The 24,209-nt window shown below is 46.8% G+C and carries 30 protein-coding genes; 22 read left to right on the top strand and 8 right to left on the bottom strand.

The window, feature by feature from the left end; genetic code table 11:
* Positions 1-70: 70 nt before the first annotated feature.
* The 11 genes from ACYVAM_RS28240 (at position 71) to ACYVAM_RS28190 (ending at position 5,788) form a co-directional block, all read left to right on the top strand.
* Positions 71-271: a hypothetical protein gene (locus ACYVAM_RS28240; RefSeq protein WP_461073402.1), complete on the top strand. Its 201-nt coding sequence runs from the start codon at positions 71-73 to the stop codon at positions 269-271.
* A gap of 74 nt (positions 272-345) precedes the next feature.
* Positions 346-672 carry an SH3 beta-barrel fold-containing protein gene (locus tag ACYVAM_RS28235; RefSeq protein ID WP_461073400.1) on the top strand — a complete coding sequence of 109 codons (327 nt, stop codon included), beginning with the start codon at positions 346-348 and terminating at the stop codon, positions 670-672.
* Between the two features lie 67 nt (positions 673-739).
* Positions 740-1,432, top strand: a complete 693-nt coding sequence (locus ACYVAM_RS28230) for a hypothetical protein (protein ID WP_461073398.1) — start codon at positions 740-742, stop codon at positions 1,430-1,432.
* Between the two features lie 108 nt (positions 1,433-1,540).
* Entirely contained in the window at positions 1,541-2,104 is a 564-nt protein-coding gene (locus ACYVAM_RS28225) for a hypothetical protein (RefSeq protein WP_461073396.1), read from the top strand.
* A 117-nt stretch (positions 2,105-2,221) separates the two neighbouring features.
* Positions 2,222-2,407 (top strand): hypothetical protein, encoded by a 186-nt coding sequence (locus ACYVAM_RS28220; protein ID WP_461073395.1) that lies wholly within the window; start codon positions 2,222-2,224, stop codon positions 2,405-2,407.
* A gap of 531 nt (positions 2,408-2,938) precedes the next feature.
* On the top strand, positions 2,939-3,322 hold the full coding sequence (locus ACYVAM_RS28215) for a DUF3846 domain-containing protein (protein WP_461073393.1): 384 nt from the start codon (positions 2,939-2,941) through the stop codon (positions 3,320-3,322).
* On the top strand, positions 3,319-3,765 hold the full coding sequence (locus tag ACYVAM_RS28210; protein ID WP_461073391.1) for a hypothetical protein: 447 nt from the start codon (positions 3,319-3,321) through the stop codon (positions 3,763-3,765). Before ACYVAM_RS28215 ends, ACYVAM_RS28210 begins: the two co-directional genes overlap by 4 nt.
* Positions 3,766-3,809: 44 nt before the next feature.
* A complete protein-coding gene (locus tag ACYVAM_RS28205) occupies positions 3,810-4,148 on the top strand; it encodes a hypothetical protein (RefSeq protein ID WP_461073389.1) in 339 nt (112 codons plus the stop codon).
* A 314-nt stretch (positions 4,149-4,462) separates the two neighbouring features.
* Positions 4,463-4,921 carry a hypothetical protein gene (locus ACYVAM_RS28200; protein WP_461073387.1) on the top strand — a complete coding sequence of 153 codons (459 nt, stop codon included), beginning with the start codon at positions 4,463-4,465 and terminating at the stop codon, positions 4,919-4,921.
* Positions 4,911-5,339 (top strand): hypothetical protein, encoded by a 429-nt coding sequence (locus ACYVAM_RS28195; RefSeq protein ID WP_461073385.1) that lies wholly within the window; start codon positions 4,911-4,913, stop codon positions 5,337-5,339. The genes ACYVAM_RS28200 and ACYVAM_RS28195 overlap by 11 nt, the downstream gene beginning before the upstream one ends.
* Positions 5,336-5,788, top strand: coding sequence for a hypothetical protein (locus ACYVAM_RS28190; protein WP_461073383.1), 453 nt, complete (start codon positions 5,336-5,338; stop codon positions 5,786-5,788). The genes ACYVAM_RS28195 and ACYVAM_RS28190 overlap by 4 nt, the downstream gene beginning before the upstream one ends.
* Before the next feature lie 787 nt (positions 5,789-6,575).
* Here the strand turns inward: ACYVAM_RS28190 and ACYVAM_RS28185 are convergent.
* Together ACYVAM_RS28185 and ACYVAM_RS28180 are read right to left on the bottom strand one after the other, a co-directional pair.
* Positions 6,576-6,917 carry a recombinase family protein gene (locus ACYVAM_RS28185; protein WP_461073381.1) on the bottom strand — a complete coding sequence of 114 codons (342 nt, stop codon included), beginning with the start codon at positions 6,915-6,917 and terminating at the stop codon, positions 6,576-6,578.
* 32 nt (positions 6,918-6,949) lie between these two features.
* On the bottom strand, positions 6,950-7,249 hold the full coding sequence (locus ACYVAM_RS28180) for a hypothetical protein (RefSeq protein WP_461073379.1): 300 nt from the start codon (positions 7,247-7,249) through the stop codon (positions 6,950-6,952).
* A 143-nt stretch (positions 7,250-7,392) separates the two neighbouring features.
* Here ACYVAM_RS28180 and ACYVAM_RS28175 point away from each other — a divergent pair, with 143 nt between their 5' ends.
* From ACYVAM_RS28175 to ACYVAM_RS28160, 4 genes are all read left to right on the top strand, one after another.
* On the top strand, positions 7,393-7,863 hold the full coding sequence (locus ACYVAM_RS28175; RefSeq protein WP_461073377.1) for a LexA family protein: 471 nt from the start codon (positions 7,393-7,395) through the stop codon (positions 7,861-7,863).
* Positions 7,847-9,130 carry a Y-family DNA polymerase gene (locus ACYVAM_RS28170; protein ID WP_461073375.1) on the top strand — a complete coding sequence of 428 codons (1,284 nt, stop codon included), beginning with the start codon at positions 7,847-7,849 and terminating at the stop codon, positions 9,128-9,130. Before ACYVAM_RS28175 ends, ACYVAM_RS28170 begins: the two co-directional genes overlap by 17 nt.
* A gap of 18 nt (positions 9,131-9,148) precedes the next feature.
* A complete protein-coding gene (locus ACYVAM_RS28165; protein WP_461073373.1) occupies positions 9,149-9,352 on the top strand; it encodes a hypothetical protein in 204 nt (67 codons plus the stop codon).
* 84 nt (positions 9,353-9,436) lie between these two features.
* Positions 9,437-9,619: a hypothetical protein gene (locus tag ACYVAM_RS28160; protein WP_461073371.1), complete on the top strand. Its 183-nt coding sequence runs from the start codon at positions 9,437-9,439 to the stop codon at positions 9,617-9,619.
* 779 nt (positions 9,620-10,398) lie between these two features.
* Here the strand turns inward: ACYVAM_RS28160 and ACYVAM_RS28155 are convergent.
* Together ACYVAM_RS28155 and ACYVAM_RS28150 are read right to left on the bottom strand one after the other, a co-directional pair.
* Positions 10,399-12,777: a S41 family peptidase gene (locus ACYVAM_RS28155; protein WP_461073369.1), complete on the bottom strand. Its 2,379-nt coding sequence runs from the start codon at positions 12,775-12,777 to the stop codon at positions 10,399-10,401.
* A gap of 158 nt (positions 12,778-12,935) precedes the next feature.
* Positions 12,936-13,784, bottom strand: a complete 849-nt coding sequence (locus ACYVAM_RS28150) for a helix-turn-helix domain-containing protein (protein ID WP_461073367.1) — start codon at positions 13,782-13,784, stop codon at positions 12,936-12,938.
* Positions 13,785-14,253: 469 nt separating this feature from the next.
* Here ACYVAM_RS28150 and ACYVAM_RS28145 point away from each other — a divergent pair, with 469 nt between their 5' ends.
* Positions 14,254-15,375 carry an IS110 family RNA-guided transposase gene (locus tag ACYVAM_RS28145; RefSeq protein WP_461073365.1) on the top strand — a complete coding sequence of 374 codons (1,122 nt, stop codon included), beginning with the start codon at positions 14,254-14,256 and terminating at the stop codon, positions 15,373-15,375.
* A 601-nt stretch (positions 15,376-15,976) separates the two neighbouring features.
* A complete protein-coding gene (locus tag ACYVAM_RS28140; RefSeq protein ID WP_461073363.1) occupies positions 15,977-16,219 on the top strand; it encodes a TraR/DksA family transcriptional regulator in 243 nt (80 codons plus the stop codon).
* Between the two features lie 182 nt (positions 16,220-16,401).
* On the opposite strand, the gene ACYVAM_RS28135 is transcribed toward ACYVAM_RS28140, so the two are convergent.
* Together ACYVAM_RS28135 and ACYVAM_RS28130 are read right to left on the bottom strand one after the other, a co-directional pair.
* Positions 16,402-16,755 (bottom strand): hypothetical protein, encoded by a 354-nt coding sequence (locus tag ACYVAM_RS28135; RefSeq protein ID WP_461073361.1) that lies wholly within the window; start codon positions 16,753-16,755, stop codon positions 16,402-16,404.
* A gap of 286 nt (positions 16,756-17,041) precedes the next feature.
* Positions 17,042-18,079 carry a site-specific integrase gene (locus ACYVAM_RS28130; protein ID WP_461073359.1) on the bottom strand — a complete coding sequence of 346 codons (1,038 nt, stop codon included), beginning with the start codon at positions 18,077-18,079 and terminating at the stop codon, positions 17,042-17,044.
* A 240-nt stretch (positions 18,080-18,319) separates the two neighbouring features.
* On the opposite strand from ACYVAM_RS28130, the gene xth reads away from it, so the two are divergent.
* From xth to ACYVAM_RS28115, 3 genes are all read left to right on the top strand, one after another.
* Complete coding sequence (gene xth, locus ACYVAM_RS28125; protein ID WP_461073357.1) at positions 18,320-19,093, top strand: exodeoxyribonuclease III; 774 nt, start codon at positions 18,320-18,322, stop codon at positions 19,091-19,093.
* Positions 19,094-19,481: 388 nt separating this feature from the next.
* Positions 19,482-20,165, top strand: coding sequence for a hypothetical protein (locus tag ACYVAM_RS28120; protein ID WP_461073355.1), 684 nt, complete (start codon positions 19,482-19,484; stop codon positions 20,163-20,165).
* Between the two features lie 79 nt (positions 20,166-20,244).
* Positions 20,245-20,700 (top strand): hypothetical protein, encoded by a 456-nt coding sequence (locus ACYVAM_RS28115; RefSeq protein ID WP_461073353.1) that lies wholly within the window; start codon positions 20,245-20,247, stop codon positions 20,698-20,700.
* 229 nt (positions 20,701-20,929) lie between these two features.
* Here the strand turns inward: ACYVAM_RS28115 and ACYVAM_RS28110 are convergent, their stop codons facing one another.
* Together ACYVAM_RS28110 and ACYVAM_RS28105 are read right to left on the bottom strand one after the other, a co-directional pair.
* Positions 20,930-21,289, bottom strand: coding sequence for a hypothetical protein (locus ACYVAM_RS28110; RefSeq protein WP_461073351.1), 360 nt, complete (start codon positions 21,287-21,289; stop codon positions 20,930-20,932).
* Between the two features lie 768 nt (positions 21,290-22,057).
* Entirely contained in the window at positions 22,058-22,357 is a 300-nt protein-coding gene (locus tag ACYVAM_RS28105; RefSeq protein WP_461073349.1) for a hypothetical protein, read from the bottom strand.
* A 1,134-nt stretch (positions 22,358-23,491) separates the two neighbouring features.
* On the opposite strand from ACYVAM_RS28105, the gene ACYVAM_RS28100 reads away from it, so the two are divergent.
* Positions 23,492-23,941 (top strand): response regulator, encoded by a 450-nt coding sequence (locus ACYVAM_RS28100; protein WP_461073347.1) that lies wholly within the window; start codon positions 23,492-23,494, stop codon positions 23,939-23,941.
* Between the two features lie 76 nt (positions 23,942-24,017).
* Complete coding sequence (locus tag ACYVAM_RS28095; protein ID WP_461073345.1) at positions 24,018-24,203, top strand: hypothetical protein; 186 nt, start codon at positions 24,018-24,020, stop codon at positions 24,201-24,203.
* Positions 24,204-24,209 lie beyond the last annotated feature (6 nt).

Below are 24,209 nucleotides of genomic sequence, written 5' to 3'. Positions count from 1 at the left end.
TTATGCATTTTAATTTGCTATTTAATGTAAAAAGGCGTACCTTCATAATGTAATTAAAACATAGACAAATATGACACTTGCAACGGAAGTCCCCTTCGATTTCGATTTCAAGTACACCCCCGGTGAAGCTCCCACCCGCGATTATCCCGGCGATGGCCCAGAGGTTGAAATCACAAAAGTTAGCCTGAATGGTGTGGAGATTCCCCTCAAAGCTATTACGCCAGAGATGGAACAGCAGATGATTGAACAGGTATTGGAGCATTACTACTGAATACCGCCCTCAACTACTGAGGGCATCTTATGTAGCCCAGTTCTTTCACTTTTCAATTCTCACTCCATCCTGTTATGAAAGCCCAGTCCAGCCCCGTTAAAATTAGCCGTGCCGATGTTTTGCGCCTAACATGGCAATTAGTTCGCAACGCTTCCCTTTCCTTCTCAGAAGCATCCAAAAAAGCATGGGCCACTCTCCGCTTAAAAGCGGAAATGCTCATCAAGCCAGTAAGTTTTTTCTACTACAAAGGTGATGGAACCGAACGCTTTGCCGTAGGTCACTATTCAGCCGATACGCCCACCGATGGCAACGGTAAACCCGAAAGCCTGTTAGTCGTCCGCTACTTTGATACGCTTGCCGACGGATGGCGCTCATTCCGTATTGATCGCCTGATCTGCTAAGACAAAACCCGATGGCCGGAGGGGTTAGCTCCGGCCAATTCACACTCTCTTAATCGTTTTTACTCCTATGGCTAAGACAAACGCCACCGCAGAACAAACCATCAATAACGCTTTATTGCCCTATCAGAAAGTCCACGAGTTGACCGGGGAAGTTGTCAACAAATACAAATACCTCGAAGGGCATCCCCGCCAGTACCGATTCGATGCGAAAGAGGGAATTTTCAATATCAACGTCACGGAGAAGATAGGTCGAATTCTGACCTTTCAGCCCATTGCTTGGCGCATATTCCATGACAACATTCTCAACATGGGCTCAAAGAATTGGGCCGAGGTCTTTTTCATCGATGAAAAGAATTGTGTTTCGTCTGTGCTGTTTCACGGCTATTCAGTAGACAACATTTTCCGGCTCATTGAGCCACTTTATTACGACGATCTGACGCTGGCCGATGTGGTAATTACGGCAGTAGCGGAGAAGAAAGAAAACACCAAGATTCAGCCGAAGGGAGTCTATTACATTGCCGCATTCACCTATAAAATGGCTGACCCTGCTACCTCGGCAGAGCGTAAGTTGTACTCGTCTGACACGCGCATATTTCGGCAGGAAACCCTAACCGACATTGCCCAGATAAAGACCGCTTTCAATTACTACAATCCACTAGTGCAGGGGGAAGCTCTCGAAGCATTGCCCGAAGGGGTAACCTATAGCGAAGTGCGCGGGGCCGTTGAAGAAGTCTATCAGATCGGTAACGGAGAAGCCTAATTTTTACAACGGGCTTGGGTCGCTGAGCAGGGCAGCATGTGCTGTGATAGCCGCAACGGCCGGTACGCCGGAGCGGGACCGTCAGCGACCGGCCAAACTTCACTTATTATGTCCCTGATAACTCAAAAAAACGAAGGTACGGGCTGTAAGTCTCCAGACCAGACCAGTGTAGGAAAATTGCTGTTGAACGCTTGGAGCGCGGAATTAGCCCTCCGCATTAAGCCAAACTGTTCTGAACGCGATTTCTTGAATGCGTCCCTTTCCTGGACGTTTCCCCAAGCTTATTACGCTGTTCTGTTCTCGGCTCGCGCGGTGCTGGCTGTTGACGAAATCCGCATTGCCAATCCCGAAGTAATTGAGAAACTGTTGAGCCGGTGGGCATTAGCTGGAAAGTATGGCCCCGTCTATACCCAGCAGGGGAATCCATTCACTGACCTGATACAGCATCGAATAACGGGCAGTTTCAAACTTCAACGCATGAGCGGTCCAGAGGCCGCAACTCTGCACATCAGACTGACCGAGAAAGTACATGCGGTGGGGCTTATACACGAGACGTATATAATCAACCGTATGGGTGCAGGAGCGTATAGAAATATCGTCGATAGTTTACCTGACTATCTTAAAAATGGATTTGTTGGGGCAAGGGCCACCTTCCTTTTATCTGACGACTGATTGAGCCAGTACCCCAGACTTACACTAGGTAGTCTGGGGTACTGGCTCAATTAACCCATACTTAAGTTTAGGGCAATTTGGTTAAATAAGGAAACCCATAATTAAGCATTATGGCAGATGAAGGAAATTAAAGAAGGGAGTCGGGTTATTGTGAGTGTATACCGAGGAGACATCTATCTGCGCTCCTACAAAGGCACCGTGAAAGGCTTCACGGAGAGCGGGCTGGTAAAGGTAGATCCAAACAAATACAACAGCATTAAATGCGTGTCGGCTGCGAACATAAAGGTGATTAGCGGCTCTTAATTTCGATAAATCCGATACGCACAATAAAAAACGACTGCCAAATTAGGAATAAGCCGAAAGGGTGACCAAGCATCAAGCCCGTAATAAACACCCAACGAGTTGAGGATAATCAGGCAAACCAAGACAATCAATACGTCTAGAGAAAAAATGGACAGTATCTTCCTGTTCTGACTCATAAATGCTGTAGTTGATCACAAAGATAAGGATGAATGGAACAGTTACAGGCCTGAATATTGGCTGTCAAGGTGATAGCCGAAAAACCCACAGTAGGGAATTTTCCAGCGGAAAACTCCCAGAAAACAAGAGAGGCCAATGCGATCCGCGTTGGCCTCTACTATAATGTTGTAATTAAAACATTTAACAAATACTGGGGCAAATATCCGAAGATACCACGACACTGTAATGAACACCGCATCTATTCAACATAGTTTCAAGCTTGTTATTATCGTTTTACAATAAATATACCTTATTATTTGCTATTTTATGTAAATTGTCATACCTTTAAATCGTAATTAAAACACGAGAACAGGTATGAAACTTATCAAGATTGACCCCCAGGCCAAGACCGTAGAAACCGTTGAAACTACTGGTAATCTGGCAGAAATGTACCGTATATTAAATTGTCGGATGATCGACGTTTGCGCGCGTCAGGACAATGGTGATGCGTTGACGGTGGATGATGAAGCTCTTTATCTGGAGCCGCAGCCAGCCGCTTTTTTCTTCAAAGGATATGGCCCGATTCATGGCGTGGCTTTACTCGCCGGTTGCGACGATGAAGGCGAGACCGATGAGCCGATAACAACAGTCGAGCAGGCTACCCGCGCCATTGAGTGGGTAGGAGAGGTGCATACCAAGCCCGTGCTGTTCATTGTTGGGTTCAATTCCTTCCCCTTTCCAACTGCTTCCCGCTCATGAATCTGATTAACGCAAAGCCACTGGCCGGAAACTATTTCCGGTCAGTGGGCCAAAAGGCAATTCTTCCCCAGAGGGCCAATGTAAGCATTCCAGCCGGGCTGGATTGGGTCATCAAACAACGGTTGACCTCGGTAATTGCCTACACGCTGATCGATACCCGATACTCGGCTTTTGAGGTAGAGGATTTGTGCCGCCTGGACAAACTGCTGACCCCACGCTCCCAGCTGGATATACATAACGTGGTGCTGTATGGCTATGAGCTATCGACGCTTCTCTCGTTTCTCATGGAACAGGAAAAGCAGTACCACATCTGGAGTGTGGGTCTTGTGCCCGATTGGGCGCTGAGAACCATGCAGGCTGACTTACGGGGGCTGTTGCCAAAAATTCGCTGTATCTGCCGTCAGGTTGATCTGTACGCTGACCGACCTGTTTACCAGCGCTAATAAGGATAGTCCATTCGTCACACACCCATTTATTTTAATAAGCAATGTTCTTCGCCAAAATCACCAATAGCCACACGGCCACCAATCGACTAAAAGAGTACGTGGGCAAACAGATCAAAGCACTGGATTGCAATACCGTTGAGGATCCGGAAGCCTTCAAAAAGCACCTGGAGGGCTTGGTGCACCGGGCTAATTATCGGTTCCCTAGGTGTAAGCCGTTGGTTTCTTACCTGTATTTGCGAAATGAACAGGAACACTATGCCGCCGGGATAACAGAGGTAATTGACTTTAGCCTTTATAAGCAAAAGGCTGTATTTGGTCCGCAGACGCCCAATCTCCCTGCTTCGTCGACGGAGGCCAGGCAGGCTACTATCTTCAGTTAGTGTATCAGTTGAGGGCAGAGTCCGACTCTGCCCTCAACTGATTATTGCCTGCTCAAAATAGATTCCCGGGCACGTGACGATTACAGGCCCCATAAGTCAAATCATCAATCATTTCGCGACAAATTAGTTTACGATTTTTCGCACAGGTAAATATTGGGTAAATAATGCACACCACGTACATAACTATAGAACATCTCAACTCAGCATTAAGACTTAACATTAGTACGCTATGTAGTCGTCTAAGAAATAAAGAATACGTTGCTGGAAGTGAGCCGCATCAGAATGCGTTAAATAACCTATTATACTTTGAAGTGATGGCGGATGAACTGAACATTCTACTGTGCCACAGGCAAAGTCTTATAAAGGCTATTGAGCAGTATTTGATAGGAGAGGAGTTCGATCCCAAATCAAGTGGGGGAAATGCTCGTTCGATTTACCAGTACTGTTTGATGTACTTCGAAAATGTTGAATGCCCGCTGGGCACTTCCACCAGTGAGTTGAAGGCCTGGGTTGCGATGTACACCGATATGCAACGAAGACTCGAAGAAGGTTATAAGGAGTTTTTTCCGAATCTGGATTTCCTCACTCAAAAACAGGGTGAGCAGGATTTGATTTCTGTAGTTGAAACGGCCGGCCCTGATCAGAACATCGTGGCCAGCAACGCGATAGTAGAATTCAATCAGCGCATGGGCAAAATAAGTAAACTACTAAAGGAAGAAGGTTCTATTGTCGACATATTAACCCTGTTAAAAGAGAATTCCAATGACCACTAAACTTTACCAACCTGCCCAGAAAGCGAAACCATCCATGGAGATCGAGATTCTGTTTAATTCGGTTGAGGTTGAGCTAGCCCGCCGGTGGGCCTTCGGTGAGGTACCGGTAGCTTTTGTCAGTCGCCAAGTAGAGGACCTGCACAAGATGGTCAAGCAATGGTGGAACATCTATCATGATTCAGCTGCAGCGGCCGAGTATAGCAACCGTCAGGTGTGGGAGCGAAATCAGACATATCCGGCAAATACTTTAGATACCCCGTTGTTAGTGTCCAGTCTAACCCGGATCCATCGGCTTATCAATCTGGAGGCTATCAAAAACTTTCGGCCATTGCATGACTGGGAAGTAATGGCCGTCTACTTTCTGGGAATGATAAGCGCTTATTATTTGAATCTGGACCAACAACAGACCACCGTATGAACACAAATTTTGTAATATTGGCCCTCATGGAGGGGAATGAAGCAAAAGGAGGTATCTCGGATGATCAAATACTGGAAGCTGCGAAGCGCTTCCAGGAGGCTGTTTCAAAAGTTGCTGGCTTACTAGATAAAGCTGGGGATGATCTCATTTCTGGCTCACCACAGACCATTTATCTGAAGCGGATGGGTCATCGCGCCCTTTCTTCAGAAGACGTCGAAAAGATCATTAAGACCGTAGGGAATGATGCGGACAAACGTGCGTTCGTTCTATTCGAAGCAGCACAACACGCCCTTACTAAGCGCATGAAGACAGCCAAAGCGAAAGGAATTATTTTGGCACAGGCAAAAATTTCTTTACCTGAATGGCGCAGACGCGTTGAGAATCCTTTGCTGTGGAAGCCCGAACAAATTGAGAAGATAGTCGAAGTATTAAAGCGGATCGGCGTTTGATGAGGCAATTACAGCGTAAGTAGTAGTCCATTTTCGCACCTCTACCATTATCTCTACAGCCCCTCTATTAACATTTCACATGCTCTTTAGTCGCCCATACTTCCCACCACCAAAAGAGAAGGTAACTGATGCACAAGCGCTTGAGCTAATTGTATAACTACCTGTCTATACGGCTTTTCTAAATAGTCAATCTAAACTAGACGAACTGTCAAAAGCTATTGGCTGGAATGAAAATTTAATTTACAAGTACCAAAAAGCTCGGCAGAAGTTTGATTCAGATGCCGATTTCGCTACGAGTAGCAACAAGGCTGACCATAAGATCCTATTAGCACTTTTGAAACCGCTGGAGAGAGCTTGCTTTGAGCGGAACCAACTAATTACCCTAATCTGGGGGGCCTTATATGAACGCTATGACCTCTTGGAAAGTGACATAAGCCGCATTTTATATGGTTACAATGGAGGCAGTGGTAGTGCTACTGTTTTTATATCTTGGCTGAAAACGGGCTATGACAGCAACTATTGGTTTGACCTTACGGACTATGGTTTCGCCCTTCATGCAGCTGACTTCATTAACCTATGTGCACGCAATAAAAGTATCCAGTCAGAATGGACAAGGTGAGCGTAAAAAAACAAATCATTGCCTTAGACTGTCGCTATCTATTGTATTAACAGTACTGGCTGGATTGCCGGTCTCCTTTAAGTGAAGTCGGCGCACCTGAGTGGCGATAAAGCCCTTGCCTCGTGGCGTTTTAAATCCAGCGATGTTTAATTGATGGGCAATGATGGGTTAACTCAGCCCCCCTTTACGAAGTGAACCGATCAACGCCGTAGCCCGACGGCTGTTCTCATTCTCACTAGCCATTTCCTTTACAGTTTGAGCCCCAATAAGGCCCGCTGCGGCCTTCTTAACGTTCGGGCCTCCCTTCCGCCATTCGCCTAATCTTATGGGCTTCTGATCAAGTGCCTGCTTGGTCCTGAGTCCGATTAGCTCACGCTCCCGGTCGGCAATGTCCATTAACAACGTCAGGGTGAACTTGTCGAGTTCGGAATGTCGCAGCTCTAATCTGCCCTCTAACTCCCGATGTATAAGTAAGGCCTTCTCGGTGTTGCGGCTTAATCGATCAATCAAATCTGTCCAAGCCCATATTAAACAAAAAGAAGTCAAGGCAAATTTGTAATTGCTTCCTGTACCTTATTTTGGATTTTGGGCAGAGCATCCGTATTGCCACTCTCGAAGTCTAATAGATCGGCTTTTGCATATAGGTTAATCATATTCCAAGAATTGGTAAAAGGAAATGGGTCGGGCGAGCCTTCAATTACGTCCCACAATAATTCTTTAAACTCAGCTAATTGTTGGCTGACGTTCTCTGCACTACAATCAGGGGTCAACTGTAGAAATTTCTCTTCAGCCATCATCAATTTAGCATAGGGTGAGCTATCCCGGGGAGCATTATTGCACATATAGTTTATTCGTTATCTGGGGTATAAAAACGCGGAAAGCATTCCAATGTTCGGCACTTGTTAAGGGTTAGTTTTTATATTTGACTTGCAACATATATAACAAAAGTATAATATAGCGATTTGCTACATGTAAACACCGCTATATGATTGATTGGATCGACTACATACCTCCCGAAAATATCTTCCTGACCGACCCGACAAGGCGTAAAGACTTGCCCCTTTTCGATATGGCCGTACAAGCAGGCTTTCCTAATCCGGCTGACAATTACATTTGTCAGCGTCTGAACCTTCAGGATCTGTGCGTGCTGCATCCCGACAATTCGTACTTTGTGAAGGCCACAGGAGAGAGCATGCTGGGAGATTACATTTTTCCCGGCTCCATTCTGGTCGTTGATTCAATTAGGCCGATTGAATCCGGGATGGTCATTGTCATCTGGGTCAACGAAGGCTGGTGCGTGAAGCGCTATATCGATAAGAGCCCCATGATTATGCTCGAATCCAGCAACGAGAACTATCCTCCCATGTACTTGCACCCTGACCGCGACAAGGTTGCCGTGCTCGGCGAAGTAACATACATCGTTTCAAAACCACCCCGCTATGCTCGCCCTCGTTGATGCCAATAGTTTTTACGCCAGCTGCCACCAGATCTTCAGGCCCGACCTTGAAGGTAAACCTATTATTGTGCTAAGTAATAGAGATGGTAATGTAGTGGCCAGAAGTGCCCCGGCGAAACAGCTTGGTATAAAAATGGGGCAGCCATTCTTCGAGACGAAGGAGCTAGTTGAAGAACACGAAGTAACCGTTTTCTCGTCAAATTACGAGCTTTACGGCGACACTTCGTCAAGATTAATAAGCTTACTTACCCAGTTTGCCCCTGACGTTGAGGTCTATTCGATAGATGAAGCCTTCCTGCAACTGGAGGAGTATACCGGCATTTACCCGACCTACCGAGGCCTGGGTGAGACCATACGCGATTCCATTAAACAGTGGCTGCGGCTGCCGGTGGGTGTGGGGATCGGACCTACCAAAACGCTCGCTAAAATTGCCAACCGCCTGGCCAAGACGAAGCCTGAACTAAACGGTGTCTGCGTGCTGGATACCCCCGAAGCCATCGACGAGGCCTTGTTGGGTTTTCCGATTGAGGATGTCTGGGGCGTTGGTGGACGGTCAGTCAGTAAGCTTAAAAAACAGGGTATTTGGACGGCTCACCAACTCAGGGAAGTCAATGATGACTGGATTCAGAGTATAATGACGGTCAACGGACTGCGGCTCGTACATGAACTCCGTGGCTTGCCCTGCAAACTGCTGGAGGTGAATCCCCCGCCGAGAAAGGCGATCTGCACCGAACCGGGCTTCGGAAAGGTCATTCCCGATCTGGCTAATATCACCGATGCCTTAACGGTCCACTTGTCGAGGATCTGCGAAAAGCTACGCAAGCAGGAATCTTTGTGTGGAGCGGTCACCGTATGGCTCAGGACCAATCCCCACCGGAAAACCCCCGGCAATGGCCAGCCTACCAAACAGTACAGTAACAGTGTTACGGTTCGACTCCCTCATCCAACCAGTTCAACGCTGGAGATTATTAAGTACGCGGAATCAGGCCTGAAGGCGATCTTTAAGTTTGGCTACAGCTATCAGCGAGTGGGCATTATGCTGACGGACCTAGTACCTGCGGGCTACCGGCAAGTAGGTGTGTTTACCCAGGGGCCGGATGAACGATTGATCAGGCTGTCGGCCGTAGTGGATAAAGTCAACAAACGGTATGGTCAGGATAAGCTACGAATGGCCTCCCAGCTGTATAATCCTGAGTGGCCCATGAAGCCCAAGTACTTATCCCCTCGATATACGACGCGTTGGGAGGATATATTGGAAGTAAAGTAGGATTAAGTTGACATAATTATGAACCGAGTTATTGCGCCGGGTGACCGGGTGATGGTCACACCCATCAAAAATGGCATTATACGTAAAGCCTACAAAGCCACCGTGATTGCCTGGATGTCATCGGGCAGACTCAAAGTCCAGCCCGATGGGGATAAACGCCAGAACTCGAAATTAGTCAACCCGAACGACGTGAGGAAGTTAGCCGATAAACGGGCCACATAGCCACGGACAAAATCAATACGGGAAGTCTGGCCAGCTATCATTGATCGGAAGGAATTAGAAACTAAACAACCCCAAAAGATTGCCATGACAAAAGAACAGATGAAGGCCGTTTGGGCCCGGAAGGTTGCCTTGCAAACTGCCTTGACTGGGTTAGCGGATTTACCGGAAAATAAGCGGGCTATCTCGGAGTTGAAAGAAGGGATTGACGCCTGTAATACGGAACTCGTTTCCGGTACGTATAATCCACCCTTGACAGTTGATCATTGAAAAGAGACAAATCCGACCCATTTATTCCAGCCTCATTGGCGCCCGTCTGACTGGATCTCTCACTAGGAAGAGAACCGCCTATACGAACTGACCTAGGTTAGCAAACGAGTATGTAGAAATAAAGTGATAAATAAGTCCTCGCCTGTTTCGAGGGACACAATAAAAGGGTTAACTGGACGTTTTATATCTGTTATCTTAGTTCAGCCCCATCGGTCTTACCCGTGGGGCTTTTTCGTGTTCAACACTATCGACAATTTCCAGCATGGAAGGCCTATCTGATCAACTCCCGGCTCAACCTGATCAACCAACTCCCGAGAAGCTGCGGTTTGTGCCGCCAATGATTTTCTGACAGTCTGTGATCGATTATCAACTGGCTATGACAGCGGCTACTACTGGGAGGATGTTCAACGGGCCTTGCGCATAGCTGCCGGCTTAGAAAAATGGCCCGATTGATTTGTTCTTATATTTATCTTCGCTCATCCAGTTACTTACAAGCCCATAAGTAACCTAAATATTGTATAAAGTATTATTTTATACCTAATGACGCTCGATTCAAAAAGTGGTGAGCAGTATGACAGCGTATTTTACATTTTCTAAACGACCGTTTGTAAGGGGTTACTAATTCACTACCCTATCAGCTGAGTTCGTCTCAAGTAGGAGCGTTTCGTGAGATGAAGCAAATGAGTATGGGACTCACTGAGTGATAGTGTCATATAAACAAGGAGCTGATCGGAGCAAAGAGGGGAGGGAAAGTTACCAGGACGTTGCTTAAGTAGCTACTAGCGCCCCTGTTGCTCAATAAAGTGTAAGGCACGCTGTAAGACTTCGTCTTGACCACTTAAAACGCCATGAATGGTCAGCGAAACGGGAAGGTCAATCTTGACCCCCAGGCGTTGATTCGGCGTACCATCGGGATAGTAGACCGCAAAACCCGAGTAATGAGATTCGTACCCCCCAGCCATCAGAATCGTGTTCGACACCCCATTCGCCCCAACGGTAGGCAATCCAATTGTTGTGGGATGAAGCACTTTTTGCCAGGCTATAATATTGGTCTCCGCTTGGCTGGCATTTTGCCCGCACAACAATACGAAACGCTTATCCTGGTCTACGGTCACGACTGAACTCAAGGGCGAAACCGTTTCAGCTTCCAGGGTAACGGCATTGCGGCTCAATACCGGATGCGTAATCTCGGGAAAGGCATTGATACAGACCGTATCGGTTTTAGTCATGAAAGGAGCCGCGATGGTGCTCACAATGGCGGCATCGCGAGGGTAGCCCCGGGCATCGAGAATGATATATTTTCGCCCCTTCAAGGCTTGCCAGACGCTGTCCACCTGCGTACTATAAATGCTGTTGACCCGCACGTAACCCGTGCTGTCGTTCAGGCTGCGCCAATACGGCTTGGGGACCGCCGGATAGTAAACGTGGCTGAAGGCGGTTAAGTAAGCGCTTTTAGCCACCGGTATTACCTGCATGGCCACTGGTTTGCCCGCCCGCACAATCGTGATGGCAAATGGCTGTGGCCCCGACCGGCTCACGAGTGGAATCTTGTGCAACAGATCGCGGTAACTGCTCTCATTGGAGCTCCCCGCATACTGGTGCCATCGCTGATAGAGCGTATCGATGGAGATGCCATCGATCGCTACCAGTTGATCCCCGACCTGTCCGTTGGCCGCTCGATGGGTGGAGTCGGCAATGAGTTGGACCAGGATGGTTTTGCCTTCGAGGTATTTGATGCAGAAGGGAGCATAGAACTCATTGATCCCCGGGGGCGGTAAGACCCCATGCTGATAAAGCACCTCCGCATGGCCATCGTTCAGCCGAGCACTCAATTCACGCAACAGCCAATAGTAGCTTTTATAATCGCTGGCAAAGAGAAAACGAGGCACAAAGTAGGTCAGGATCGTATCCCAATTCCCCTTAATTAAGGGTTTGTTTGGGGAAAAGTAGTGAATCACATTCCAAAAGTTAAACAAGGCCGCCAGGCGAAGCTTGCGATTGGGATACAAGGAATCGGGGTACGTTGGCTGGGGTAGTCGTATATAAACCGTATTGGCAATAGGGGTCGGATTTCGGCGCGGGGGCTTCTGGAAAAGGGACCGGCAGTGCTGGATTAATTCATCGGTTGTCAACGGATTGGCCGCTCCTAGCACCTGGTCAGGGGGGGTACCTAACGTCCCATCTTCGTAGATTTGCTCGCCAACCTTAATCTTCACCCGGACTTGATCCGCTAGGGATAGGGTGTAGTAGGCACCCTTGAGATAATCAGGCATGGGTCCCTCAACGATCAGGTAACAACCATTCCGGTTCCGGAGAGCCAGCAGGGCTTTTAGCGTATTGGCATTTGTATACTGATTAACGATAAAGCAGAAACGCTTCCCGCTGAAACGGGATTTGCCTTTTAAGAGATAGGCCCCCTGGGAGGTATTCTTGAGGCCAAAGCGTTCCTGATACCAGTAATTGGGGTCGCCCCCCCGATCCCGGGCGGGGATGACATCCAGGTCATCGGAAAAGTCTTGCCGTAAGTAGGCATGATAATAAGCCGTCCGGAGCGTGGGTAAAATAAGGGTGCGATCAATCAGGCCCGCGACTAAAGGCTGCACGAAAGCCGTATATTGTTGAATCCCTAACCGTTCGTTTTCGGCTTGATTGCGCAGGTCAACAATCCAGTACGGTTGGTTAAGGCGTGAAGATGTTAAGAAGGAGTCCAGTGAGAAAGGAGCCGTAAACCGCTCTTGCGGCAGGGCGATATAGCCCATCGCAGCGGGTAAGGGTTGTGTGAGCTTTACCGGCCCACTACGAGCGGGTTTACTGAAGGCCATTACTGACTCAATCTGCGTAGTTGTATCGCCGATCAGCCGGAGCATGCCCTGAATGGTACGGACAAAATTGGCTTTGGAAGGATTGTCCAATAGGGGATCGAGTGTTTTGAGCAGTAACTCATCGGCCTGGAGTGTGCCTTTCATCAACTGGGGATGGAAGTATTTAAGCGTGCCCCATAGCTTGCCGATGTCGGCTACCCTTTGGGTGGCCGGGGCATTCCAAACCGCCGGGTTGTAGGGGGTAAATAAGCTGGTCTCAGCCGGGATGGGGGGTTGTGCCTGGGTGCCCAGGAAGAGTAGGCAACCAACGAATGACAAGGAAAGGAAACGGTTCATAAACGGGGTACTGGTGAAGTCCATGAATCAGCGAATTGACGAGTAGGCGAAGACAGTCGCCAAGGCGCGTTGGCCCGGCTAACCGCTTCTCTCTATGTATCCGCTGAGGTGAACAGACCGCAAACTTACCTCCGCTGATGGGGATAAAATTGTAAAAATCATGCAGCCCGGGGCTGGGTAGTGATCCAGATGAGCTCGTTTTGTTCAACCGTTGCTTTTTGTTGGAGTTGCCTGGGGGTGTAGCCGGTTAACTGCTTGATGTGTTTGATGCAATGCGCCTGGTCATAGTACTCACTGCTGTAGGCTACTTGGGTCAGATTGGGACGAAAAGGGGCCTGTAAACCCGTCAGAGCATGACGGAATCGAACCGTCTGCCCAAACAGTTTGGGACTCTGACCCACCTGTTGCATAAATAGTCGATACAAGGTGGAGGGATGGATTCGAAGCGTTGCGGCTAGCTGCTCAATGGGTTGGCCGGTTGGTCGCTGGCCAATGAGTTGCAACGAAGCGGTGGCCAGGGGGTTCAAGCCAGTAGACAGGATTCGAGCCACTAAGAACGCTTCCAGTACGCTGGCGCGTTGGGGCGCTTCGTCCAGACTGAAGAGCTGATCGAGCAGTGACATCGAAGAGGAGCCGAACAGATCACTCAACACGTGTTCGGATTGGATTAGCTGGTCGTAGGCTTCAGCGGTAAACGCTCGTAGTGCTGCGGGACGAAACAAAATACAAACCTGGTCCATCTCCCCCTGAATGTTGACGGTAAAGGGCTGTTGGTGAAAGCCATATAAGCGGCTACTACTCTGCTGGTCGGGCTTGACCCCACACTGATTCAGGCCGGAATTAGGACCATAGGTAACCCGGTTATTTTTATAGATGGCCAGGCATAGGTTGGTATTGGGAAAGGTCGTATAGGTGAACGAAGCCTGATCTGCTTTGCGGAAGAATAAGAAGGATTGCACATACGGCTTTAACCGGGGATGCGAGACGGGTATAACAAGTGTTCGCATGAGCAGCAAGCGCAGTTCTAGTTTATGTGAAGAAAGGGAGTATAAGTATAGACTCTTTTTTGATAGACATGTTGCATCCTTCCTGTTATTAATCGCTTTCTATGAAATTTTCACTGAGCTGTGTCGCTAGAAACGCCCAATTTTTGAGATGGAGACAATTCAAACCTAGGCAAGCTCTTACTTTATGAGATAAAGTCTCATAAAGTCATCTCACATATCTTTGACACCAAGCAGGATAATAAAAAAAAGTGCAATTTCAGTGTATGCCATTGGTGAGTAGAAGAAGCGATTTGTCATCTCAAATGCGTCCTTCTTGGACGACATAGCATTCGTGGGTTTGCCCTACTCACTTTCTTTCTGTTAACTTGGACAGTACCCAATGACGTAGCCTGACTACGATCATCAATCATGTGAGCAATTCGGAAAGGTCAATGGCGTATTGATGTATTTCACCTAACCAAAACCTGTTATGGATGCTTCTTTCAATGCCCTCAAATATGGAGTCGGCCTGGACATGGGTAAAGAAACCTTTTATGCCTGTGTTAGCACAGTTGATCAAGCACAACGCATCAAGATTAAAGCGACTCATTCGTTTAGCAATTCACCCAAAGGGATCACCAGTTTCCTGCGATGGGCTACTCATCATTGTAAAGACCGTCAGCTACCTGTTCAGTATTTGATGGAAGCCACTGGGGTGTATCACGAACAAGTGGCCCTGGCGTTGCATCATCAACAAGCTCAGGTGAGTGTCATCTTACCCCAAAAAGCAGCTCATTACCTCAAAGCATTAGGCATCAAAACCAAGACCGATAGTGTGGATGCCCAAGGATTAGCCACTATGGCTTGTCAACAGCGGTTGGAAGCCTGGACTCCAATCAGCGAAGCCATGTATAAACTACGGCAAATAACTCGACAACATACTCAATTACAAGAGCTTAAGACGCAGTTAAATAATCAATTGATTGCCTTGGAGACAGGCATGTATCAAGCCAGCGAAGTCAAAAAGCAGTTGAAAAAATTGCTAGATCAACTTGATCAGCAGTTAAGCGAGTGCGTCAAACTGATTGAAAAAGCGATTGCCCAGAATCCTGATTGGCAGCGCAAGGTGGATCAAATTTGTCAAATCAAAGGGATGGGTATGTTGACCGTTGCCAACCTGCTGACCGAAACCAATGAATTCGCTCTGTTTGAGAACCACCGTCAATTAGTCAGCTATGCAGGCTATGATGTGGTCGAAAACCAAAGCGGTAAACGGGTGGGGAAAACTCATATTAGTAAACGCGGTAATGCTCGGATCCGACGGGCCTTGTATATGCCGTCCCTATCGGTAGTGCGCTACGAGCAACGCCCTTTTAGAGGCTTATTTGAACGGGTCTATGAACGGACCAGCATTAAAATGAAAGGGTATGTAGCCGTCCAACGCAAGCTGCTCACCATTATCTATAGTCTGTGGAAAAAAGACCAATCCTACCAGGCAGATTACGCGAGCGAGGGACAAAAAATAGTAGCTCCCATGACAGGAGCTACGCTGCATCAACCCCAAGGGGTTGTGCTTGAGAATACGAATGTGAGGATTTTAGTCGAATCTTAAAAAAATAATACAGCTTTTCTTGCTTCCAAAGACAGTACCACGAATCAAACCAAAAGTCTCACGTTTTAACTGAGTTTGTGAGACTATTTTCTCCCAGATGATGGCACCAGAGGCCCTGTCTTTTTTACCATAACTATCCTGTGTTGACCAATGTAGGCTTTAGGTCGTCTTTTTTATGCGGGGACGTTTGGGTCTAGGTGGCTTGGCAGGTTATAAAGGAGTTAACGGAGTGGGCTGAATAGGGGTTAGTTTGTCCAGGTTCATTATCAGGTTGTGTTTAGTCACCCTAACCCGTCTCAGCCTATATAGTTTAGCCTACCTGGTGATCAGTTGATGGGTATTTACTTGTAGTTTAGCTAAGTTAAATCGGCTATCCCTGAGCGAGCCGTATTGATTTTTTAGTACTCTATAGCTCCCTTTTTGGAACGTAGACAAGCTAAACTAGTAGCATAAGCCAGCCTAGGCAATTAATTGAAAATTAAAAATTAATCAACTGTAAATCAGTCGCTTATCCACAAGAAACAACTCGTTTTATTGCGCCGATTAAGGCACTATCCAGCTTGCTTTAGGGTTATACTAATAGCAACAAGATAGCCAGTATATGTACTGTATTAAATGCGGCAATTTGATTCCCGAAGCTCGTCTAAAAGCGCTTCCAACGGCTAAAACCTGTGTGCATTGTTCGCAAGCGCAACGAGTAGCGGGCTTTCCGTTGATTACCGGTAAAACGAAATATTCTGCTCTACAGATCGTATCACAAGCTGATGCCCAACAGCTGCATAAAATGGGAGCCCGACGAGGCACCGGTGCCTCTTCCTATATGAAGCGCGAGAAGCGGAACTAGCTTGGGCTAGCCATTCTCGGGTTTAGTTTGATTCGCTTTATGGTCGGCTAACTCCATGACGAGTTGGCCGTTTTTATGGATATCCTTCGAGAGGACGATGGGTAGAGTCGTACCGTGCTTTATGGAGAAGGATAGGGACTGCCTGGTCAGAAGTGATCAGCTGGTTTGACACCAACCGACCCCTAGGGAGTAGCTGCCTCCAAATCGCTAAGTAGCTTGTTGACTAATTCTTTAAGGCCGGCCAGATTATGCTCTACATCACCCCATACCACGTCACGGGCTTCTGCTGTACTGGTGGGAGCTTCCTGGTTCGCCAGGGCTTGTTGCTGTTCAGACGCATAAGCTTCTAAGTGGGGATTACTCAACAGCGTAGTGAGGGCATGAATGGTTTCACCCTGCTCTGTAGCCTGCTGGGCATAGTGAGTCAAAGCCGTGTTAAACTTGGCTAGTTGGGTAACCGGATCCTGGACATGGGGAAAGGGAGCCAAAAACGATGAGTTAAATTCGTTGGCCGTGTCGAGCAGTTCTTGCTTCATCGTCTTATCATTTATCGGAGTTGAAAACCATTTACTTCCTTTCTATCGTTGCCGGGTAGCTTTACGCAAATCCTGCAACAGGGGTAGGGTACAACCCCACCAGATCGTGCAGGCACAGGGGTTAACACCGCCCTAGCCATTAGGTTTATTAGAAAATTACTAACCCGGGACAGTTTACTCCTTTTAGTGGGTTATGAGTCTAGTCATGGAGCTTGTACCCAATGAAGGTACTTCGCCATATATATAATCCTCTCAACGCTGGTTTCAACGACGTTGCCCTGTCTTTTTAAAGGCCTAATTTGCCCGACGCGTTATGCTTGCGAATATTGCGCCGTCGATCATAGCGCTGGATCATGACGGTGGTGCGATGCTTAGTCTGATTCATCACCTCCAGATCATCCGCCCCGTTGGCTTTTGCCACGGTCACAAAACTGGCTCGTAGGGAGTGGGCCGTGAAGGACTCCCCCAAGTGCTGCTGAACCAACACGTTTACCCACTCATCCGACAGTCGCTCCTGGGTGACTCGTTCCCCTTTCCGAATCCTCACAAATAAAGGCCCCTGCTCCCGATCAATGACAGCAAGCCACTGCTGTAGGGCCCCGATGGGACAATATTCGGGTTCACTGGCGAAGGCCACGGCTTTTTCTTCGACCTCACCAAACTGATTCGTTTTAGAACGGTCCAGGCGGATGACCAGGCCCGCCTCATCAATCAGAATATTCGTGACGTCCAGACTGGCTAATTCACTCCGCCGAAAGGCTCCCGTGAAGCCTAGCAGCAGGATCGCTCGGTTGCGCAAGCCCGTCGGCGTCGGCGGCAGGCTGTCGATGGCCTGGCGTAACTGTTTAATGGAAAAGTCGGGAGCCTGCTTCTGGCGTACGGTCTTTTTAAGTTTAAAGCCTTTCATAAATACCTTGAACTGTTCGTCGGTCGTTGGCGAAGGGAACCCATGCTGCCGATGCAGTTTGGCCAGGCTGGCCAGATGGCGCTGCACCGTGAAAAACGAGCGAGTCCGTCCCAGGAAAGTGACATACTCCACCAACGCCACAGCTGACAGCGGTGTTGGTGGATAGCTGTTCTGTTCACACCAATCAGCGAACTGGCGAGTATCGGTGATAAAGGCCCGGTGTGAATTAGCAGAACCCTGCAAGCCGGCTCGCAGATACTCTCTGGCTTCCCCGTGCAGTTGCTCGTCGATACGCATCGACAGACGCTGCTCTTGAGGGGGAATAATTGTGAGGGCGTTGATATGGGTGGCGGGTTGCTTCATGGGAAACGAGTAGTGAAGACTGACAAAAACGTCAAGTGAGGCTCTTTTTGACAAAGATAGGATTACTCCTGATAATTAAGACTTATCACGAGTAACTAATTTTATAGTTTATGAGAAATGAAAATAACATCACCTTTACTCGTGCCTCATCGATGTTGGTCAAAGGCGAGTAAAAGCCCGTTAGTGCTCGATGGTTGTTCAACAAACTTCCTAAACATTTTGAGATAAATTGGTTTGCTTACTTAGTACTAGCTACTGACTAATCAGCCAGATAGTTTAAACCGATCACGACCCGTGCGAATCGCTACCTATAATGTCAATGGCATAAACGCCCGATTGCCGGTACTGCTTCGGTGGTTAGCTGAAACAACGCCTGATGTCGTCTGCTTACAGGAGTTGAAAGCCCCTCAGGAAAAATTTCCCTTTGCCGCCATTCAGCAGGCCGGCTACCAGGCTATCTGGAAAGGTCAGAAAAGCTGGAATGGGGTGGCCATCTTGACCCGCTGCGCGGAGTTTACCGAAATTCGTCGGGCACTTCCCGGGGATGAAACCGATGAGCAAAGCCGCTATCTGGAGGCTTTAATAGATGGGGTCTTAATTGGTTGCCTGTATCTACCCAATGGCAATCCGTCACCTGGGCCAAAATTTGACTATAAACTACAGTGGTTCAATCGATTACTTCAACAGGCGGCTCATCTGCTGGAAACCAATACGCCCGCCATTCTAGCGGGTGATTTCAATGTGATTCCATCGGAACTCGATGCGGCCACTCCCCAGCGGTGGCTCCATGATGCGCTCTATCGAGCCGAATCACGAGCCGCTTATGCCAAGTTGCTTGACCTAGGCTGGATCGATTCGCTTAGGCAACTAGCCCCTACTGAACGGATGTATACCTATTGGGATTACTTTGGTCAGGCTTTCCGGCGCAATGACGGCCTACGCATTGACCATCTATTAGTTAGTCCGCTGCTGGCTGGCCAACTGGTGTCGGGTGGTGTAGACCGATCAGTCAGAGGTTGGGAGAAAACAAGCGATCATGCCCCCGTCTGGATAAAGCTGTCCCAATAAAACTGGACGTTTTTTATTCTAACAAGTTAAGTGAAGTTTAATGATAGCTTGAACACCCGCTTGAAGAGCATTTTGTAGAGCGAAATCATAGACATAAATAATTGTATTTATCTAATAAATGTCAACATCGCTTTTTATTCTTTTACTCTCCAAGAAGTTAGATAATATCAATACAATGGCCTGTATTATCACGGCGAGTTAAACTACCGCGCTGGTCCATTGAAATGATTGGATAATGATCGAGCCAGCCCAGTCGTCAACTTACGGCTCTACATCTATGAAGGAATTAAGTGCTGTCATATATGGTGTATGACAAGCCTTGTTTTTGTCTTACATTCTGTAGTACTTAACATAATTCTGATTATATAACAGAATCTAATACTTAACGATGATGAAAACTTGGACCTGCCTTTGCATTACCGGATTCCTTTTTCTCGGAACTATCAAGTTAACCTTTGGGCAAAGTAAATTTGCTCTGTCAATCAATCTAGCGCCCATTTATACCCATGCAGGTTATAACGTTGCTTTACTTTTACCTGACCCAAATACCCAATCTCCAAATACAGTCATCACTTTATCTTCGCATGGACTTAGCTATATGATGGGCCTATCATCCCGGTATAGCTTCTCCCCTAAATGGTCTGCTTCGGCTGGTATCTGGGCCACTCATGTCTTATCCAGCACAGCTTATTTCGATATAAATGGCAGCTCTATTCGGATTCCTTATCACTACAGCCATCCCTTTACGAATGCGTATAAGGTGCCTTTATCGGTGAATTATCAGTCATCCAAAAACAGGCTTTCACCTTATTTTTCGATTGGTGCTTCACTGGACTTTAGGGGCGTTAGTTACGTTGATTTAGCCGGAAATGGCCAGGAAGTGCCTGTCAAGCTTGGGAAAGCTTTAATTGTCACGCCCCTAGTTGGAATCGGAGCCATCTACCGATTAAACAACCATCTGCTGGCTGTTGCTCAACCAACGATCCAATATAATGTGCAATCTCATCCAACATATTCCTACTATCATTCCTATCAAATAGGCCTACAAATGCAGCTGATGCATCAGTTTTAATAGGTTGGTTATCATAATGCCACTTATACAACAGTTAAAGTATTACAACCTTTTCGCGCTCAGAAGAGTCACTACAGCTATGAAAAACCTATATCTACTTTTGCTCATTAGCTTGTGGGCTTGCCAAGAACCCACCTGCCAGAAAGGGGCTGATCAGACAACAGGATTAATCCTTCGTACGCTGGATAGGACTTATTCTGCTTACGACCAAAAACAAGGTGAAGATCTAAGTCGCAACGGTATTCGAATCTCTAATGCAAGTCAGTATAAGCAGGCATTTGCTTATTGCTGTCAGAACCGTTTAGATAGCCTTGATTTTACGCAGTATGAGATACTTGGCTTGTCCACTGTAAATAAGGGTAGTGATAGCCGCTATATCTACGATGTGAAGCGAGATGATGCTACGAAGAAGGTAACCTACACGGTTAGCGAAGAGTACTGTAATCGTTCCTCTCCAACCGATGGACGTAGTAATTTTGTAGTTGTGCCTAAGTTGCCTTCCGACTATCAAGTCGAATATGTACGCAATCAATAAAGTTATCTAGTTGTGTTTATTCAAGAACTCAACTCAGCGAGTGGCTGGCTACTTCCTATTTTTATTCCCTTTACATAATCGTAGTTATAGAACGAGTCTGGGAAATGTACAAACTAACTGAGGGTTAGACATTTGCACATTTCCCAGACTCGTTCTATAACTAACTTTATGTAAAGGGAATAAAGATAGAAGGGTCAACTACAAGATCTTAAACAGTTTATTAGTAAAGTTAAAATCTCTCCCACCGATGATTGGTGTCAAAGCTGATTAACTTTTTGTCGGGAGTTTCAAGAAAAACTAAATTCCTCTGTGGCCCATCGGGCAGTTTAACTTTAATAAACTTACCTCGCTCATAATTACCGTTTGCGATTACATCAACCCCATTGATCAGCATCTTGACAAAGACCGAACCATTTGGTTTGAACATTATCGTTTCATATCCGCCTTTAAACAAAGCATGCCGGTACTGCCGATCCGAGTCAAAGGTGGATTCTGGGTTCTTTCGCTGGCAACCTGATAAACTTAGTAGCCATAATCCAAGCACTAAAGTATAGCCACTTGACCTATTGAAAACAGTGCTAAGTCCCATATCCTGTCTGGTCAGTTAAAAAGTACACAGTTGAATCCCGCTTACTTAATTACAAATATAGGAAATTAACTATATATGTAGTTTTGTGTTATATAAGTGCTTTTATGTAAAGTAGAGACTCCTAAAAGCCTACCGGAAGCCTATAGCATCCCATTGGAAAGGGGATAAAAATAGTACAAATCAACAGAGAGCTTTTGGTTAGCAAAATGACTTGTAAACTAGTTTACAAACTCCTGAGCGAAAATAGCGCCCATTTTACTTTAGCAAGATGTGTTTTTGTCGGACAAAAACCTTTCCGTAGCCTTCAGCTAACGGACTTAATTGGCCTTCGAAGTCGGTCAATTTCAACACAAAACCAAAAAGCGAATCTAGCTTTTATCCCCTTTCCAACCCTTTTTTAGCCAGTCTGTCTTAGCCCGCACCGGGCTGGATTTTCTGAGGCATGGACCACCCCAACTGGACGCAAAAAAATCGGCCACATCTGAGAGCCGATTTTTGGGGTAAACCATTCGTTACACTAAAAACATCATAGGAACAGGGATAACGGTTTGTGCTGCTTTTCGCTTTTTTTTCGTCCAGTTGAGGTGGTCTATGCCTCAGAAAATCCCGTGGCTGCAGCACACCAATAAGGACTCCTCCATTGGAGGAGTCTTTTGAGCAAACCTAGGAGGAGGTCTGCACTGCAAAACGGGGGCACCCTGTTGCAGACAAAATCACTACGGGGAGGAAACGCCCGATAAAGACGAGACGCGATACAGTCGCTAGAGATCAATTCAGACTATGCGCCTGTTGCCAAGATTCACTTAAGCCATGAGCTGCGCGTTTAAACTGACACAAAAGATGCTCAAGACTCCAATTAAGGTTAGCCCCACGCAAAAAGTCCGCTAAACTATCCTGGCGCTCTAACCGAAGCCAGAGTTGTAAATCCTGACTGAGTAAATGGTTGGCCATGTAGTCCTTGACCAAGGCTCTGTTTAGCGGATCAAGGTTGTCTGCTTGCTGCTGACGATACTCCTTAATTACCTTAAATATTCGGTCCAGCGCTTCAAACTCTTCAAAGGGTGTCATAGGAGGAAGGACATAAAGAATGACATGAAAAAAAGTCAACGATGGGTGACCTTTTATAAGCCAACAATTACACTTGGGTCATACCCAGAATTCTTGTATTCGTACGCTAAAATACCCGGCCAAGGTCTGTTCTAAGTCTGACTAAATGGAAAGAAGCGAACAGCTACACGAAGGCACTGAATAGTCGTTGGGACTATAAGCTTCGATAAATCGCTATGTCATCGATATCATATTCGTACCGCTCTAGCTCGTTGCCAAAGGTGGTACATACAACCCGATTTTGATTCAGGCTACTGGTTGATCCGTTTACCGCCCTTCCGTAAGCTTTAGTTTCCATAATGTGATCAGGATTTTTTCGATCTACGACCAAAATAGCTGATCCTTTCAGATCTAGATTCCGCCGAATGATGTGACTATCAGACGCGTATGGCGTATTAAACAGCAGGTTTGGCATAAAAGCTTTATGGTAAAAGAGGGGGTGTTACTCACAACGGCTAGCTTGATGAATCGATACCAGGCTACTTGGAAAGCTTCTTTTTAAGTAGCTTGATGGCCTCTTGCAAGGATTTATTGGATTCGTATCGACTTTTGACCTGATCCAGGTATCTGCTCAACAGATGATCAAATGAATCCTTACTCAGGGGCTTCTTATCAGATGAATGACTCATACAGGTCGAATCTAGCTATCGGCTATATCATATGAAGCAGCTGATAATCAGGCATGAAATGTATGGTTTGTTTCAAGCCTAACCTAATTTAAACCTGAATCATTAAAACAACTTAACCAGCATAGCTCATCAAGTGCACTGCGCAACAGCAACGAATTTGTTTTTTTATGCACTCTTGCTAAAAGAAGAATCCTGGTTTCGTCTCTCAACAGAAGGCTCTTCCAGCTTAAAGACGTAGATAAAGTAGACTAATTCAATAAATTTTACCGGAATGCTACTGGGCTATACCTAGTAAACTAGTTGTCGGAGGGCCTGAACCTGGAGAGATTTTCACTTATTTTTTTAAGAACGATTTAATCAGGATTAGTCTACCTTTAGCCCAATCCGTTCATTCTGAGTACCCTTCCCGCCTTCTGCTCTGCTCTATAGGCTGTCGGTCAAGCTACTCCTCCAGCGACCCTTCCCGATGCAGCCCAAATTTCTGATTCTTCTTGTCGATGATGATTCATCACTCGTAGAGGTGCTACCTCTGGCCGTCAAGAGTAGTTTTCCCGAAGCGTCTTTTATCCAGGTTCACAGCCACAGCGAAGCGATAGCCTACATTCATGCCTTAGACCATTATGGGCCTAAATTGATTCTGCTCGATATTGATCTGGGCTCCAATCAGAGTGGACTCGACTTGGCGGCCTTTTTACGCGTTCATCCAGAAGGGCGCTTTGTACCCATTGTCATACTGACGATTGACCAATTACCAACGACGATTGGCTTGGCTTATTTAGCGGGTGCGTCTTCGTTTACGGTCAAACCGGCTAGCTTCGGCGAGTGGCAAATCTATCTGGCGACCTTACGACTGTATTGGTTTAGTACCGTAACGATACCGCCTGTTCGATTCCATAAATTAGAGTATTGGAAATAGTCAGTTGTGAACGTATGCATTTAGCTTTCGTATAGCGAATACCGTATCTTGGACTACCGTACTTAACCCTTACTCTATGCCTACCTATTCTACCACCGATTTCGACCGGATCGGACGCATTATCCGGCTGATCAAACGCCATCAGCAAGCTCAAACGTCTATGGCTTTATGGTTTAGCCGGGAGCAATATTTGAAGTACTATTTACAGCCTGGTGACTGGGCGTTTTGGCAAGCGATAAAGGCAGATCAAGTCCCCATTTAGCCTCGT

This window comes from Spirosoma horti, assembly GCF_054776595.1.
This window is presented reverse-complemented; position numbering and strand designations above follow the sequence as displayed.

Excerpts from the sequence above, each read along its gene's own strand:
- ACYVAM_RS28240 (WP_461073402.1), top strand. The coding sequence starts at position 71 with ATGACACTTGCAACGGAAGTCCCCTTCGATTTCGATTTCAAGTACACC.
- ACYVAM_RS28115 (WP_461073353.1), top strand. The coding sequence starts at position 20,245 with ATGAAAAACCTATATCTACTTTTGCTCATTAGCTTGTGGGCTTGCCAA.
- ACYVAM_RS28235 (WP_461073400.1), top strand. The coding sequence starts at position 346 with ATGAAAGCCCAGTCCAGCCCCGTTAAAATTAGCCGTGCCGATGTTTTG.
- ACYVAM_RS28225 (WP_461073396.1), top strand. The coding sequence starts at position 1,541 with ATGTCCCTGATAACTCAAAAAAACGAAGGTACGGGCTGTAAGTCTCCA.
- ACYVAM_RS28190 (WP_461073383.1), top strand. The coding sequence starts at position 5,336 with ATGAACACAAATTTTGTAATATTGGCCCTCATGGAGGGGAATGAAGCA.
- ACYVAM_RS28140 (WP_461073363.1), top strand. The coding sequence starts at position 15,977 with ATGTACTGTATTAAATGCGGCAATTTGATTCCCGAAGCTCGTCTAAAA.
- ACYVAM_RS28095 (WP_461073345.1), top strand. The coding sequence starts at position 24,018 with ATGCCTACCTATTCTACCACCGATTTCGACCGGATCGGACGCATTATC.
- ACYVAM_RS28205 (WP_461073389.1), top strand. The coding sequence starts at position 3,810 with ATGTTCTTCGCCAAAATCACCAATAGCCACACGGCCACCAATCGACTA.
- ACYVAM_RS28210 (WP_461073391.1), top strand. The coding sequence starts at position 3,319 with ATGAATCTGATTAACGCAAAGCCACTGGCCGGAAACTATTTCCGGTCA.
- ACYVAM_RS28215 (WP_461073393.1), top strand. The coding sequence starts at position 2,939 with ATGAAACTTATCAAGATTGACCCCCAGGCCAAGACCGTAGAAACCGTT.
- ACYVAM_RS28230 (WP_461073398.1), top strand. The coding sequence starts at position 740 with ATGGCTAAGACAAACGCCACCGCAGAACAAACCATCAATAACGCTTTA.
- ACYVAM_RS28180 (WP_461073379.1), bottom strand. The coding sequence starts at position 7,249 with ATGTGCAATAATGCTCCCCGGGATAGCTCACCCTATGCTAAATTGATG.
- ACYVAM_RS28135 (WP_461073361.1), bottom strand. The coding sequence starts at position 16,755 with ATGAAGCAAGAACTGCTCGACACGGCCAACGAATTTAACTCATCGTTT.
- ACYVAM_RS28220 (WP_461073395.1), top strand. The coding sequence starts at position 2,222 with ATGAAGGAAATTAAAGAAGGGAGTCGGGTTATTGTGAGTGTATACCGA.
- ACYVAM_RS28120 (WP_461073355.1), top strand. The coding sequence starts at position 19,482 with ATGATGAAAACTTGGACCTGCCTTTGCATTACCGGATTCCTTTTTCTC.
- ACYVAM_RS28155 (WP_461073369.1), bottom strand. The coding sequence starts at position 12,777 with ATGAACCGTTTCCTTTCCTTGTCATTCGTTGGTTGCCTACTCTTCCTG.
- ACYVAM_RS28110 (WP_461073351.1), bottom strand. The coding sequence starts at position 21,289 with ATGGGACTTAGCACTGTTTTCAATAGGTCAAGTGGCTATACTTTAGTG.
- ACYVAM_RS28170 (WP_461073375.1), top strand. The coding sequence starts at position 7,847 with ATGCTCGCCCTCGTTGATGCCAATAGTTTTTACGCCAGCTGCCACCAG.
- ACYVAM_RS28150 (WP_461073367.1), bottom strand. The coding sequence starts at position 13,784 with ATGCGAACACTTGTTATACCCGTCTCGCATCCCCGGTTAAAGCCGTAT.
- ACYVAM_RS28145 (WP_461073365.1), top strand. The coding sequence starts at position 14,254 with ATGGATGCTTCTTTCAATGCCCTCAAATATGGAGTCGGCCTGGACATG.
- ACYVAM_RS28200 (WP_461073387.1), top strand. The coding sequence starts at position 4,463 with ATGGCGGATGAACTGAACATTCTACTGTGCCACAGGCAAAGTCTTATA.
- ACYVAM_RS28100 (WP_461073347.1), top strand. The coding sequence starts at position 23,492 with ATGCAGCCCAAATTTCTGATTCTTCTTGTCGATGATGATTCATCACTC.
- ACYVAM_RS28175 (WP_461073377.1), top strand. The coding sequence starts at position 7,393 with ATGATTGATTGGATCGACTACATACCTCCCGAAAATATCTTCCTGACC.
- ACYVAM_RS28165 (WP_461073373.1), top strand. The coding sequence starts at position 9,149 with ATGAACCGAGTTATTGCGCCGGGTGACCGGGTGATGGTCACACCCATC.
- ACYVAM_RS28160 (WP_461073371.1), top strand. The coding sequence starts at position 9,437 with ATGACAAAAGAACAGATGAAGGCCGTTTGGGCCCGGAAGGTTGCCTTG.
- ACYVAM_RS28195 (WP_461073385.1), top strand. The coding sequence starts at position 4,911 with ATGACCACTAAACTTTACCAACCTGCCCAGAAAGCGAAACCATCCATG.
- ACYVAM_RS28105 (WP_461073349.1), bottom strand. The coding sequence starts at position 22,357 with ATGACACCCTTTGAAGAGTTTGAAGCGCTGGACCGAATATTTAAGGTA.